Source organism: Butyrivibrio sp. AE2005, assembly GCF_000686965.1.
Lineage (GTDB): Bacteria > Bacillota > Clostridia > Lachnospirales > Lachnospiraceae > Butyrivibrio > Butyrivibrio hungatei_A.
Genome location: NZ_KK366042.1, coordinates 1 through 13,871, shown reverse-complemented (window position 1 = coordinate 13,871; position 13,871 = coordinate 1). Strand labels below are relative to the sequence as shown.

Here is a 13,871-nt window from a genome sequence, read left to right as displayed (position 1 = left end):
AACACTCCTGATCAGTCTTTTACAATCGCATGCTTAAGCAAGTACTGATGCCATCTTTCATAAGATGAAGCCTTCAAATGTATATCATCTGTAGATAATTCTTCCAATAAATTTCCGTTTTCATCATCCACAGCTTCATTCATATCAAGATAAAAAATATCCACATTATTTGCCAAATGAGACAGCGCCTCATTTCTCTCATTTATTCTCTCGTTGGTAAATATCTTATCATTGCTGCTTTTATTCTCGGTAACATGCATGATACTCTGTATATAAATAATCGCATCCGGCTGAAGTTCCCTTATCCTTGCAAGAACTTCGGCATACTTGGCAACAAATGTCTCCGTTGTGCCCGTTCCAAGCTCGTTAAGTCCAAGCATGATATAAATCTTGCCGTAAGGCTCATCCTTTTCAAGAGCCTGCTCAACAGTCATCTTCTTGCCATCCTCATCTTTAAGGAAATCGTTCTCAAGAACACTGTGAATACTAAGCGACACCTTTGCATAAAACATCGCCTGCTCATCAAGTCCCTCACAGTACTCCGAAAGTCCTACGGTTCTTGAATCTCCTATAAAAAGAGCATCTGCAAAATAATCGTCCGTAACTTCCTTAAACGTAATTTCTTCAGGTGAAGAATCATTTCCCGAAACATCGTTTCCTGAGATATCATTGCCTGAAGCATCGGCAAGCAGTGCAGCCGCATCGCCTATATCATCTTCCTTTGCAGCCATAACGCTTTCTTTATCAAAAATCTGCCAGGGCATAACGCCGTTCGAAATACCTTTTATCATGACAACAAAAAGAGGCTGTTCCGCAGGATCGAAATCCGCAGAATAATCAGCATAGATTGAGCCCTTCGCAACAAATGTAACAGCGGATATTATTATTGAAAATACCACCACGCCCGTCACCAGCGGACAAGTCTTAAAACAATTCATTACATACACTTTCTATCAGAATGCAAAATACATAAACGGATTACCTGCCGAATTAGTCAGACTGTAAACCGAAAACCAAAACAACACAAATAAACATATCATGATCAGAGGATTCTTCCTGTGATTTTCAAAAAACTTAAACACATGCGGAATCAGAAGAACCAATCCCACAGCCAAAAGACCTCCGTATATACCAAGATTTTTTATATAATCATTGTTATTTACAGCGATACCCGCTCCAAAGAACGGGAAAAGTCTCTTAAAGTAGTTCAAGAGCATCTCTGCATTGGATATTGCAAATATAACCCATGTAAGCGGTATGAGAACAAGTACGTTAAATCTTCCCACGATTGCCTTTAATACTCCGGGAAGTTTGAATACCACGAAACGCTCACACATTATTATTACAAAAAGAATAAGTCCCCACAAAATAAAATTGAAGGTCACTCCGTGCCAGAAGCCTGTAACAAGCCATACAACAAGGAGATCTAACACAATCCTTACAGCACTCACTCTGCTTCCGCCCATAGGGATATAGATATAATCCCTAAACCATGATCCGAGCGTTGCATGCCATCTTCTGTAAAACTCGGAAACGCTTGCCGAACTGTACGGATGATCAAAGTTAACGACAAAAGGAAATCCGAGCATAACCGCAATTCCCGATGACATAAGAGAATATCCCCAGAAATCATAGAACAGCTGAAGCGAATATGTCACCGCACCAATCCAGGCAAACGGAGTCGAGATACTCTCATATCCTATTGTTCCGATTTCCTTCCAAAGCATTGCGTAATGATCAGCAAGAAGAACTTTCATCGCAAGACCTACAATAAAATACTTAAGTCCGTCTTCGATATTTGCAAATATCTCTTCTTTGGAGCTCTTTGATGCTCCGGGAATAAGTTCGAGATTATCGCTATAATCCGAATAGCGCATGATAGGTCCCGAAACCACCTGAGGAAACATGCAAAAATAAGCCGCAACGTCCTTGAAGAGCGGCTTAGAATCAATCTTACCGTTATATGAATCCGCCTGAAATGAAATCATCTTGAAGGTATAGAAACTGATTCCGATAGGTATAAGGCTTCCGTCAACAAACTGCCCCAAGAGTTTAAATGTAACGAGCGTAGCCGCATCAAAGATCACAATCAAAGCAAGAAGGGCCTTCTTTTTCTTGCCCTCCACGCTTCTGACTGCTCTTGCGAACAGATAGTTGACAACAACCGCTCCCAAAAGAGCCGGAAACATATTCAGGTTTCCGACAGAATCGATGCTTCCGACAACATAAAAGATCAAGCTGCCCAAAAGCAGGGTCCACGTCCTGAATTTGACGGGAGTCACATAAAACAATATTAAAAACGCAGGTAAAAACCTAAAAATAAAAGTTATATTCGAAAAACTTATCATTTAACACATTTCCCAAAAATATTAATTGCCGGTGTTATCAGAGTTATCCGTAGTACCGGACCTGCCGGCACCCGCATTGTTTATCTCAGCAAGTTTTGTCTTTGAAGACGTAGCACTCTGCGATTTAGGGAAATTACTGATGATCAGATCGTACTTCTCCTTCGCCTTATCAATGTCTCCATTATCATAATAAGAGTTTGCAAGGTAATAAATTATATTTACATCATCCTTATTATATTGATAAGCCTTTGCAAATTTCTCTATAGCAACCGTGTAATCTTTTTTCTTATAAGCTTCTTTTCCGTCTTCATAGTAAATATTGGCAAGATGGGATCCTACTTTTTGCATGAGCGCACTGTAAAGTTCCTTAAACTCTGTAGAAACTTCCTTTTCGTTCTCATCAATATTTACTTTCTCAAGCGCAAGAGCAATACCGTCAATGTTGGTCGGATCTTCCATGTAGATCTTAACCGCCTTCATAAGGCATGTGCTCGCAGCATCCTGATTCTTACCTACTTTCTCATTAAGATCGTCAAGCTGCTTCTTGAGCTTAGCGATCTGCTGCTCGTACTCTCCTATCTGAGCCGACTTTGAATCAGATACTTCACTTATACCGGTGATGGTTCTGTTATTGTTGGATGTAATATTTTTTATCCTCTGAGGAAGTATCAAAAAGCAAGATACCGCAATTCCAAGTACGATACCAAGAACTATTCCCCAGATTGATCCCGACTTTGTAAGCGCAGACTGCTTACGAGGCTGGATTATCATCTCGTTTCCGCTGTTATATCTGATTGTCTCATTACTTCCTGATGATGCGGCGTCGGATACAAGTTTGCCACCCTCTCCGGGAAGAAGCATGTTATCGGCTTCCTTCAGGTATCTTCTTGCCATAAGGTTTCCGGTATCAAGCTTAAGAACCTTCTGGGCTTCAACCTTAGCTCTGTCAAAATTGCCCGCTTTAAGATATAAGAGCGCCAAAAGAAGGTGTGCCTTAATAAATCCGGGATTTAAGGAAAGCACCTTCTTAAGCTGTATCACCGCAAGATCCAAGCTGTCCTGACGGCAGTAATTATATGCAATATTAAACTTCTTTATAGTCTGATTGATGTCCTCAAGTTTAGCCGGACTGTTTCTGACCATATCCATATAGTCATCAGCAATATTGTCTTCGGGTCTGAAGTTCTTACTGATAACCCATTCTGAAAGTGCAGCAACAACTTCACCCATCTCATAATAAACAAGTCCCAACAGATTTCTCGCATCGATATTGTTCTTGTTCATCCTAAGGCTCTGCTGCAAAGACTCTATAGCCCCCGTTAAATCTCTGACTCCCGCTTTTTCAAGACCATCGTTATAAAAAAAGTTTGATAAGCTCTCAAGTTTTTTATATGTAGCGATAGCCATTACTTACTCCTTTTTGTACTCTCTGATTCTTGCTTAGCGTCCTTAAGAAGCTTTATGAGTACATCCGACATATCATCAAGATCCTGATTGTAGATAATGTCCTCAGCGTCTTCAATTTCCAGACTGGGCTTGAACTTCTTAAGTTCCTCTTCAAAATTTATCATTATTCTTCCTCGTTTATAGCATCTGTTTAAGTTGTCCGGCAAGGTACAAAGATCCTGCTGCAAAAACAACATCTTTTGACTTGCGAACAGTTATGACATCGGTTACCGCATCCCTTACATTGCTGTAGTACTTGATGGGAACTCCGATTATATTGTGTTGTTCCTTACTGTCTTCAAAGGCACTCTTAAGGTCCGATACAGAAACAGATCTCTCCGTTCCAAGGACAGTTACGAATATCGCGTCAAATGTTCCGCTTGTAAGCACTCTGTCAATAACGTCTTTGTACTGCTTATCCGCGACCATGCCAAACAACAGCATCTTTCTTCCTTCCGAATCAATTGCTGTTGCACATTTAATAAACGCTTCTATTCCGTCGATATTGTGAGCACCGTCAACATAGACACCGGGCCTTACTTCTTCCATTCTGGCATCCCATTTGGTACTCATAAGGCCTTCTCTGATGTCAAGTTCCGATATCTCAGCGCCTTTATCGCGCAAAATTTCTGCCGAAGCAATTGCCAAAGCGGCGTTTTCCGCTTGATAAAGAGCTTCGGTAGTAACCTTTAACTCAACATAATTATCATATAAGGAATTATATGAAAAAGCAACGTATTTGTTCCCTGCTTCATCCTTCACAGTCTCCACATCCGTAATACTTTTTTCGTCTACGGACACAACTCTGGAATCCATCTCAAGGGCTTTGCTTTTGATAACTTCGCTGCATTCTTTTCTCTTGTCAAAAAATACCACAGGCACACCTTTTTTGATTATGCCTGCCTTCTCTCCCGCTATCTCGGGAAGTGTATCTCCAAGGTACTGCATATGATCGTAGCCTATCTCGGTAATAACACAAAGAAGTGGTGATTCCACGGAATTAGTTGCATCAAGCCTTCCGCCAAGCCCCGTCTCCATTACAAGATAGTCCACAGAGTAAACATCATATAAAAGCATCGATTCAAAGAATAAGAACTCGAAGTACGTCGGGAAATACTCACCATTTTTGTACTCCATGATCCTTTTTAACAATTCGATAAAGACTTCCGAAAAGACACCGTCGGTCACCATTTTGCCGTCGATGCAAAATCTTTCGTTGATCTTCATAAGATGCGGAGATGTAAACATTCCGACTTTATATCCCGCTTTCATCAGGATATTTGACAGATAGCTGCACACGGAACCTTTTCCGTTTGTGCCTGCCACATGAATTATTTTCATGTTCTTGTCCGGATTTCCCAAAAAGGCCAGAAAATCCTTTGTATCTTCGATTGTATGTTTATCGGTAAAACCGGGAACAGTATTCAGAAACTCCTCACACTCTCTGATATCCAACTTTTCATCGTTGTCCGAGCGCCTGATAAACTCCTCCACTTTTTTCATTAATTCGTTATGCATAATCACACCACTAAGCTTATACTCGATTATCTAAGAGTACTACCCGCATCCCCCAATGCGGGTAGCATCTGTATATTTAATTACTTTGCCAGCTGTTTAAGTCTTTCTGTAATCTGGTCGTATGTCTGCTGGTACTTCTGCTGTTTCTCTTTTTCCTCTGCGATCTTATCCGCAGGAGCCTTTGCAAGGAACTTCTCATTGCTGAGCATGTTCTGTGAACGCTTAAGCTCTCCCTCAAGTTTCTTCTGTTCCTTGGTAAGACGCTCTATCTCTGCTGAGATGTCAACAAGGTCTGAGAAAGGAATATATACCGTTGCTTCCGCAAGCACTACGGAAACAGCATCATCTGCGATTCCATCCTTATCCTTTTGGCATACAGATTCTGAAGCATAAGCAAGTGATTCAAAGAACAGCTTACCTGTCGAAAAGATATTAAGTACTTCGTCGTTATCGCTTACAACAAATACTTTAGCCTTTCTTGAAGGAGCAACGTTCATCTGTGTACGAACGTTACGGATTCCTCTTACGGCTTCCTTGATTGTCTCGATAGCCTTCTCATCGGATGCAAAATTCCACTCATCCCTGTATACCGGCCAATCTGAGATCATAATCGACTCTTCTTCATCCTGAAGTGTGCAGAAAATCTCTTCTGTAATAAAAGGCATGTAAGGATGAAGGAGCTTGAGCGCATTTATAAGCACTGTCTGAAGTGTCCAGAGTGCTGCCTTATGTGACTCCTTGTCATCCGAATTATAGAGACGGGGCTTAACCATCTCGATGTACCAGTCACAGAACTCATCCCAGATGAAGTCATAAACCTTCTGAACCGCAATACCAAGCTCGAAGTGATCCATGTTATCCGTTACTTCTTTAATGGTATTGTTGAGCTTAGAAATGATCCATTTATCAACAGGCTCAAGTCCCGCAGGTGCAGGCTGATGGATAGCACTCTTTTCGCCATCCTCCATGTTCATCATGATAAATCTTGAAGCATTCCAAACCTTATTTGCAAAGTTACGGCTGTTCTCAACTCTCTCATTATAGAAACGCATGTCGTTACCGGGTGCGTTACCTGTGATAAGTGTGAGTCTGAGAGCATCGGCACCGTAGTTCTCGATAATATCAAGAGGATCGATACCGTTTCCGAGCGACTTACTCATCTTTCTTCCCTGAGAATCTCTTACAAGACCGTGGAAAAGAACTGTCTTGAACGGGAATGTTCCCATGTTCTCATAACTTGAGAAGATCATTCTGATAACCCAGAAGAAGATAATGTCATAACCGGTTACAAGTACGTCTGTAGGGAAGAAGTACTTAAGGTCTTCAGTCTCATTTGGCCATCCGAGTGTCTCAAAAGGCCAGAGAGCTGATGAGAACCATGTATCAAGAGTATCGGGATCCTGTGTGAAGTGAGTCTTGCCGCACTTAGGACATACTGTAGGAGCCTCTTTTGATACAACAACTTCTCCGCACTCGTCACAGTAGTATGCAGGGATTCTGTGTCCCCACCAGAGCTGTCTTGAGATACACCAGTCACGGATGTTATCTGTCCAGTTGAAATATGTCTTCTCCATTCTCGGAGGAATAAGCTTGATATCGCCGTCTTTTACAGCCTTAACAGCAGGCTTAATGAGCTCGTCCATCTTAACGAACCACTGTGCCTTAACCATAGGCTCAACTGTTGTGTGGCAACGATCGTGTGTTCCTACATTGTGAGAATAGTCCTCTATCTTAACAAGAAGTCCCATCTCATCAAGTTCTTTTACAATGGCTTCTCTTGCTTCATATCTGTCCATTCCCTCGAACTTGCCGCCGTTGGCATTGATAGTGGCATCGTCGTTTAATATATTGATAACTTCAAGGTTATGACGTCTTCCGACTTCGAAATCGTTAGGGTCATGCGCGGGTGTGATCTTAACTACACCTGTACCGAATTCCATATCAACATACGAGTCCTCTACGATAGGAAGCTCTCTGTTTACTATAGGAAGAAGAACCTTCTTGCCCTTGAAGCTCTTGTATCTTTCATCATCAGGGTTAACGGCAACAGCTGTATCTCCGAGCATTGTCTCGGGACGTGTTGTTGCAAACTCGATAAACTCAGTCTTTGAAACAGTTCCGTCAACATCGATAACAGGATATTTGATGTGCCAAAGATGTCCTGCCTGCTCCTCGTATTCTACCTCTGCATCAGAAATAGATGTCTTACAGATAGGGCACCAGTTTACGATACGGCTTCCTTTATATATGTAACCCTTGTTATACATTTTAACGAAGACTTCGTTGACAGCGTCATTACAGCCATCATCCATTGTGAAACGCTCTCTGTCCCAGTCACATGAAGAACCGAGCTTTTTGAGCTGGGAAATGATGGTTCCGCCGTACTCTTTTTTCCACTGCCATGCTCTCTCAAGGAACTTCTCTCTGCCAAGATCTCTCTTGTCGATTCCCTCTGCCTTGAGAGCATCGATGATCTTAACCTCAGTCGCAATACTCGCATGGTCGGTTCCGGGCTGCCAAAGCGCATTATATCCCTGCATTCTCTTGTAACGAATAAGGATATCCTGCATTGTATTATCAAGGGCATGTCCCATGTGGAGCTTACCTGTGATATTTGGGGGCGGAATCACGATGGTAAAAGGTGTTTTGCTTTTATCCACCTCAGCATGAAAATATTTCTTTTCCTCCCATTTGGAGTAGAGTCGACCTTCGATTCCCTTGGGATCATAGGTCTTGGCAAGTTCTTTGTTCATAGTCTTCTCCTTCTTCAAAAAATAAACGCCCTCTAACAGAATTAATCTGTTAAGGACGTTAATAACGTGGTACCACCTTAATTCACAGAAGATCATACAGACTCTTCTGCCTCATTTCGCATCATTCAATGCCACATCTTTTAACGCAGATAACGCGGGGACACTTATTGAAAACTCACTATGTTTCCTTTCTGGGTGCCCGGTTCAGAAGCTACCTTCCACACACCGCAAGTCTGTATCCTCTCAGCGCGAATTCATCGCAGATACATTCTCTTTAGACCGCAAGCTGTATGTACTCCTCTTCCTCATAACCTTTAAAATATTGTTTGAATTTTAGCTTATCAAATAGGACATAGCTTTGTCAACATTACTTGCACTTTGAATGATTCGTGTTGTATCATTCGATATGAATTTATTTGCAAAAAAAGTGTTGTTTCAGGAAACTTTGTTTCCAAAAGGAGAGTTTAGTTCTATGTTCAAAAAAAGATTACTGCCTTTACTTTTCAGCTTGGTATTCATCTCAGGTTGTACTCCGCTTCTTAATCCCGACATTGCTTCTCAGAGCATGCCGCAGGAACAGGTAAAAGAAGACATTGATAAAGTATTGGCTGATGAAGAACCTATTACAGAAGCATCCACTGAGGCCACAACAGAAGAAGCCGCCGGGGACGCAAGTGCCGCTACAAGCGCCTCAACTTCAGAAAACCAAGATGCCGCTGCAACAACTGCATCATCCGCATCTTCGGCAAACGCTGTACCTCATATTGTACAGGCACAGAATGCTGCTTCTGAGACTTCTGCTTCTGCTGAAAACGCTGTACCTCATTTAGTACAGGCACAGAATGCCGCTTCTGAAAAAACCGCTCAGAATAATGCTGCATCCACACCTGCTTCTACGCAGAACACTAAGGATACTCCCGCGCAGGCAACTCCGGCAGAATCAGCTCAGCCTGCTCCCGCTCCTGTTCAGAGAAATCTCGGAGCTGTGGGTAAAGCCTATGAGAAAGCCGCAAAAGATTTCAACGCTAACTACAATAATTATAAATATGACCTGATTTACAGTGACGATGACAACACACCTGAGCTTGTAATAGACACAGGAAAAAAAGTCACAATTTATACCATCACAAACAACAAAGCCCGCCTCATCGTAAGAAATCAGAATACCGCAAAATGGAAATATGGCACATCTTCTTTCTGCTATGTTCCCAAAAAAGCTTTATTCTTTGACAATAACAATAATTGCTTCGGATGCATTTGCGAAGACAGACATGTAGGAGACGGATCGATGCTTGTGTCTTACACCATCAACAACATGAACATTTATCCGAAAGTCAGCGAAGTTACTCCATCGGCAGGTGCAGACTATCCCGATCCTTCTCAGCCTGCAAGCTATAGAAACCAGAAAGACAATTCAGTGTCTGCAGAACAGGCACAAAACGAAATCCTGGCAATCTTTAACTATGATTGGCAGAAAATTCAGGGAACTATGGATTTCAATGCTCTGCTCGCAAAGCTTGAAGAGATGGGAGTATGATATAAAAAAGAATAATTTGCAGAATAAAAGCGTGAAGGAGCCATCCTAGGTTCTTTCACGCTTTATTGAAGAAATCTATAATTGATAAATAGCTTTACCAATCAACACCAGTTATTATCTCATTCTTTTTTGTTTTATAAATAGTTTTATCTTTTTCATCGTCTATTGAATATGTATGTATAACCGTCTGAGATATCTGACCGAACCAATCCTTTTTATATTTTAAATACACAAATGATTTATCATCTGGTGAAATTTTTATTGTTGGTGAAAAGTCCTTTACTGAAAGCAATTCTTTCTCCGAATTATTCCTTAAATCATATATAGAAACCATATGATCATGTCGTTCACAGATAACATAATCCCCTTCAGAAGAAATATCAAAATAATTAATATTATCTTTTATCTTTGTATCCTCTTTAGTTTCAACATTGTATGATTTCAAGCACAACGATTCAATATAATATATACACTTCTCATCCTTAGTGATTGAAAAATTAAAATTCTCGTGATATCCCTCTGTTACCAATATTACCGTTTCATTATTTGTCATTAAATCAAACTTATAAATAGCAGTTTTTTCTTCTTCACCTTCTAAAAAAACATCTGCATAATACACAGCCGTCTTATCCGCATTCACTTGAACCGTCTGTTCACCAATATATATTTTCAGCTCATTCAACTTATTAATACTATTCTTTAAAGCATCATATATAGCCAGATAATATGCACCGTTTTCGTCCTTCAAAATCCCAATATACTGTTTATTTCCAATAGATGAGTGATTTGAAAAACGTCCATGATACGCTATGTCATTTTCCCTATCGCAGAAAAAATGCTGCTCTTTTTTATCTTTCAACGTATATCCGCACCACGACATGCCATCTGTTTTCCCCTCGTCAATTCTCATACAAGAAATCACTCCGCACATTACAAATACTGATAACGCAAGTACAATTATTTTTTTCATTACTTATGTCTAATCTCCCTATTAAAAAATGCAATAACATAGTAAAAGAATTATCCACATTCGTTCGCGTACGCATCTTCTAAATCCGTCATAAAGCCATAGTACCATCCTGGGTGTTCGCCTCTTTTTATCGAATCAACTATCCTGTTATAAGTTACATTTGGCGCTGTTCCAAACCAATCAAATTTATTTGGTGCAAAATCTAAATTTGCAGCCGCCAATATTGTTTGGACACATTGATTACAATTATTGGTCAAAACATGATACGCAACCTTATCATTCTGATATTTTGCTCTTTGCTTCATTGCTTCTGCATACATTAGTTCTCCTTGCTCATTATTTATTGGAATATATACAAAATTAGTATATGGATCGTTTACATTTCCGCTTCGGTTATTATATGTATCGTGAATTATATAATTATCATTTACAAGAGTCTCATATGACATCGACTTTTGGTTGCCATTGTCATCTATTGTAGTTCCTAACCATCCACTAATCAATCCGTTAGGAGTCGGATCAACTCCACCTCCTATAGAAAACACATCACATTGTCCATCTTCTTTTACTAAAGCAATCGCAGCATGTCCCTGCCAAACTGCTCCATCGCCGCTTAACAAATATACCGCCCCAACATAATCAGATTCAGCTTTTGGAGTTCCTGCCATATTTGTAGTTCCCGCCAAACATCCCGATGAAATATTGGTATTGTTACTAGCATAAGAATTAAATCCAATCTCCTCCCATCTATTATAATTCTTTTTCTTATCATCTACCCAATTATTAAACTTCTGCGTAGTTTTTGCCGCCCAATTAGGCAAATTACCATTGCTATCAACTACACCAACCGGATTGCCCCAGCAATAGCCATAATGATTGATTGTAAACGGACTATCCTTGAATCCCTTTACTTTATCTTCAGACTGAAATCTTCCATTATCAGCACTATAGTATCTTGCCTGCGCAAACTTAAGTCCTGATACTTCATCTTCCTGATAGCCGGTGAATGCGAATGGCTGGATTATGTTGCCCTGCTTAGTGTATCCGTGTTTCTTCTGTTTTCCTGTAAACGGATCTATGTTTCTTCCAAAATCATCAAAGGCATATGAACTTACAGCCACCCCGTCTGTACCTGTCATGTACATAGGCGAGCCCAGTTCATCCTGAAGGTAATAGTAGTTGTTTCCGCTCTTTGACATTGAGATTACGTTATTATCGTAAACAAAACTCTCTGTCTCTCCATTTACTGTTCTTTCAAGAAGGTTATAGTAATCCTTTGAAAGATCGCAGAGGTACTCGATTTTCTCTTCAGGTCTTATGGATGCTACCCTGAATCCAAGTCCGTTATAATGGTTTTCAAGTTCTCCCTTGTCCTTATCAACTACCTTTGAGAGCATATTCGTAGCATCAAAAGTAAAGGTCTTCTGTAAGAGACCGTCTATGAACTCTTTTGTCTGGTTGCCACGCTTATCGTAATCGTAGGTCTTGAGGATTGCCTGAGAGTTATTAAGTTCCTTAGCTTCTACAAGTCTATCAAGGACATCGTATGTGTAAGATGTCTTTGTATCAGTTTCAGACATGCTTGTTCTGTTACCGAATGCGTCATATTCGTAAGCAGCTTTTGTTATTCCATCGTGTGTTGTCTTTGTAAGACGTCCGATAGCATCATAGCTGTATTCATATCTTCCGGATACCTTATCAAGGCCGCGTCTGTTTCTATCGATACCACTGATAAGTCCGGCATTATTGTATGAATAGAAGTATTTATCAAGTACGCCCTGCTTATCGGTACTTGTCATACTCTCAAGGTTTCCACCCGGCATATATGTATAAGCCTGGCTTACACCGTTAGCAAAGTTCTTGTTTACAAGTCTGCCAATCTCATCATAAGCATATGTTGTCTCTTCTCCGTTTCCGATTACGCTGCTAAGCTGAAGCTTATCGTCGTAATTATAAGAAACTACTTTCCCGTCAGGATATGTGAGCTTTGTTCTCTCACCTGTAGCCCCATACTCATAAGCTACCGTCCTATTCTTAAAGTCTGTAACCTTTGTAAGTCTGCCAAGGATATCATTTTCAAGGATTGTCTTTCCATACCAGTCATTTATCTGACTCAACTGATTAAGTTCATTATAAGAGAATGCAACACTTCTTCCGTCAGCATATCCTACCTTTGTTACTCCGCCTGCATTGTTATACTCATATGTTGTTGCATAGTTATCCCTGTCAGTCTTTGTCTTAAGACGGCCGTACTGATCGTACTCATAAGTTTCCTTCTGACCAAGAGCATCCGTTACTTCCGTAAGCTGACCCGAAAGATTATAAGAATAGATCGTTACACGTCCGTCTTTACCAACTGTAGGGAATACGTCTCCTGATTTCTCTTCATTGCTTACAAGACCTTCTGCCCTGTGCACGCTCTTTAAGTTATCAAGAGCATCATAAGTATAGGCTGTCTCATTTCCTAGAGCATCTACAACGCTCTTAAGACGGCCTGTAGCTGTGTATGTATAAAGAGTTGTATTACATCCGTCAATTACCTTTGTAGCTCTTCCAAGTGCATCATACTCATATTCAACACATCTTCCGTCTGAGCCTGTTACTTTATTTACTCTGCTTAAAGCATCGTAACCATAGTTGATCTCATAACCGTCAGCAAATTTTCTTGTCTTTACTCTTCCTGCTTCATCATATGTAAGTTCCTGCTCTGTCACACCGCAGAAGCTTACTGATGTAAGTCTTTTCCCGTCTGTATAAGTAAATTTGCGCACCCTTCCAGCTGCATCAGTGATCGAATCTATAAGATCCATTTTGGTGTATTTGTAAGATACTTCATTTCCAAGTACGTCCGTTTCCTTTGTCACTCTGTTTAAAAGGTCATACTCACGCTTTGAAACATTTCCGAGAGTATCTGTAACTTCCGTAACATTTCCAGCTTCGTCATATGTATAGCCTGTCTTATGGCCGAGAGCATCTGTCTCTTCCGTCACTCTGTTAAGGGCATCATAAACATAGCTCTTTACCCTGACATCTCCAAGATACTCAGCCGTTACATTTCCATTCTTATCATAATCATAGCCTGTTGTTCTTCCCTCGGGATCTGTGACTTTAATAAGCCTCATAAGAGGGTCATACTCATACTTTATCCGACCACCGTTTGGAAGTGTTACAAGTTCCTGTTTTCCCATTTCATTATAGGTTATTTCGGTACTTCTTCCCTCTTCGTCGGTTACCTTTGAAACCCTTCCCATAATGTTAATGTCAAAGTTTTTTTGTGTTCCGTCAACTTCTTTAACAGA

At 40.5% G+C, this 13,871-nt stretch carries 9 protein-coding genes and 1 other annotated feature; of the genes, 1 reads left to right on the top strand and 8 read right to left on the bottom strand.

Translation table 11 applies throughout. The features are described from left to right. Positions 1 to 11 precede the first annotated feature (11 nt). From DL92_RS19610 to DL92_RS0114895, 6 genes are all read right to left on the bottom strand, one after another. Entirely contained in the window at positions 12 to 938 is a 927-nt protein-coding gene (locus tag DL92_RS19610) for a GDSL-type esterase/lipase family protein (protein ID WP_051625378.1), read from the bottom strand. Positions 939 to 953: 15 nt separating this feature from the next. Next, a complete protein-coding gene (locus DL92_RS0114915) occupies positions 954 to 2,246 on the bottom strand; it encodes an MBOAT family O-acyltransferase (RefSeq protein WP_242845871.1) in 1,293 nt (430 codons plus the stop codon). A 123-nt stretch (positions 2,247 to 2,369) separates the two neighbouring features. Next, positions 2,370 to 3,755: a tetratricopeptide repeat protein gene (locus tag DL92_RS19605; protein ID WP_051199259.1), complete on the bottom strand. Its 1,386-nt coding sequence runs from the start codon at positions 3,753 to 3,755 to the stop codon at positions 2,370 to 2,372. Next, a complete protein-coding gene (locus DL92_RS21320; protein ID WP_034461884.1) occupies positions 3,755 to 3,919 on the bottom strand; it encodes a hypothetical protein in 165 nt (54 codons plus the stop codon). The genes DL92_RS19605 and DL92_RS21320 overlap by 1 nt, the downstream gene beginning before the upstream one ends. A gap of 13 nt (positions 3,920 to 3,932) precedes the next feature. Continuing rightward, positions 3,933 to 5,312, bottom strand: coding sequence for a bifunctional folylpolyglutamate synthase/dihydrofolate synthase (locus DL92_RS0114900; protein WP_081670792.1), 1,380 nt, complete (start codon positions 5,310 to 5,312; stop codon positions 3,933 to 3,935). Between the two features lie 80 nt (positions 5,313 to 5,392). Next, complete coding sequence (locus DL92_RS0114895) at positions 5,393 to 8,065, bottom strand: valine--tRNA ligase (RefSeq protein WP_026668168.1); 2,673 nt, start codon at positions 8,063 to 8,065, stop codon at positions 5,393 to 5,395. A 48-nt stretch (positions 8,066 to 8,113) separates the two neighbouring features. Next, positions 8,114 to 8,383, bottom strand: a binding site (T-box leader). 154 nt (positions 8,384 to 8,537) lie between these two features. On the opposite strand from DL92_RS0114895, the gene DL92_RS0114890 reads away from it, so the two are divergent. Then, entirely contained in the window at positions 8,538 to 9,602 is a 1,065-nt protein-coding gene (locus DL92_RS0114890; protein ID WP_026668167.1) for a RodZ family helix-turn-helix domain-containing protein, read from the top strand. 94 nt (positions 9,603 to 9,696) lie between these two features. On the opposite strand, the gene DL92_RS0114885 is transcribed toward DL92_RS0114890, so the two are convergent. Both DL92_RS0114885 and DL92_RS0114880 read right to left on the bottom strand, forming a co-directional pair. Continuing rightward, positions 9,697 to 10,572 carry a hypothetical protein gene (locus tag DL92_RS0114885; RefSeq protein ID WP_026654101.1) on the bottom strand — a complete coding sequence of 292 codons (876 nt, stop codon included), beginning with the start codon at positions 10,570 to 10,572 and terminating at the stop codon, positions 9,697 to 9,699. A 50-nt stretch (positions 10,573 to 10,622) separates the two neighbouring features. Further along, the coding region (locus DL92_RS0114880; protein ID WP_026668166.1) for an RHS repeat domain-containing protein at positions 10,623 to 13,871 on the bottom strand (3,249 nt) is incomplete at its 5' end.

Excerpts from the sequence above, each read along its gene's own strand:
- DL92_RS0114885 (WP_026654101.1), bottom strand. The coding sequence starts at position 10,572 with ATGAAAAAAATAATTGTACTTGCGTTATCAGTATTTGTAATGTGCGGA.
- DL92_RS19610 (WP_051625378.1), bottom strand. The coding sequence starts at position 938 with ATGAATTGTTTTAAGACTTGTCCGCTGGTGACGGGCGTGGTGGTATTT.
- DL92_RS0114890 (WP_026668167.1), top strand. The coding sequence starts at position 8,538 with ATGTTCAAAAAAAGATTACTGCCTTTACTTTTCAGCTTGGTATTCATC.
- DL92_RS0114895 (WP_026668168.1), bottom strand. The coding sequence starts at position 8,065 with ATGAACAAAGAACTTGCCAAGACCTATGATCCCAAGGGAATCGAAGGT.
- DL92_RS21320 (WP_034461884.1), bottom strand. The coding sequence starts at position 3,919 with ATGATAAATTTTGAAGAGGAACTTAAGAAGTTCAAGCCCAGTCTGGAA.
- DL92_RS19605 (WP_051199259.1), bottom strand. The coding sequence starts at position 3,755 with ATGGCTATCGCTACATATAAAAAACTTGAGAGCTTATCAAACTTTTTT.
- DL92_RS0114900 (WP_081670792.1), bottom strand. The coding sequence starts at position 5,312 with ATGCATAACGAATTAATGAAAAAAGTGGAGGAGTTTATCAGGCGCTCG.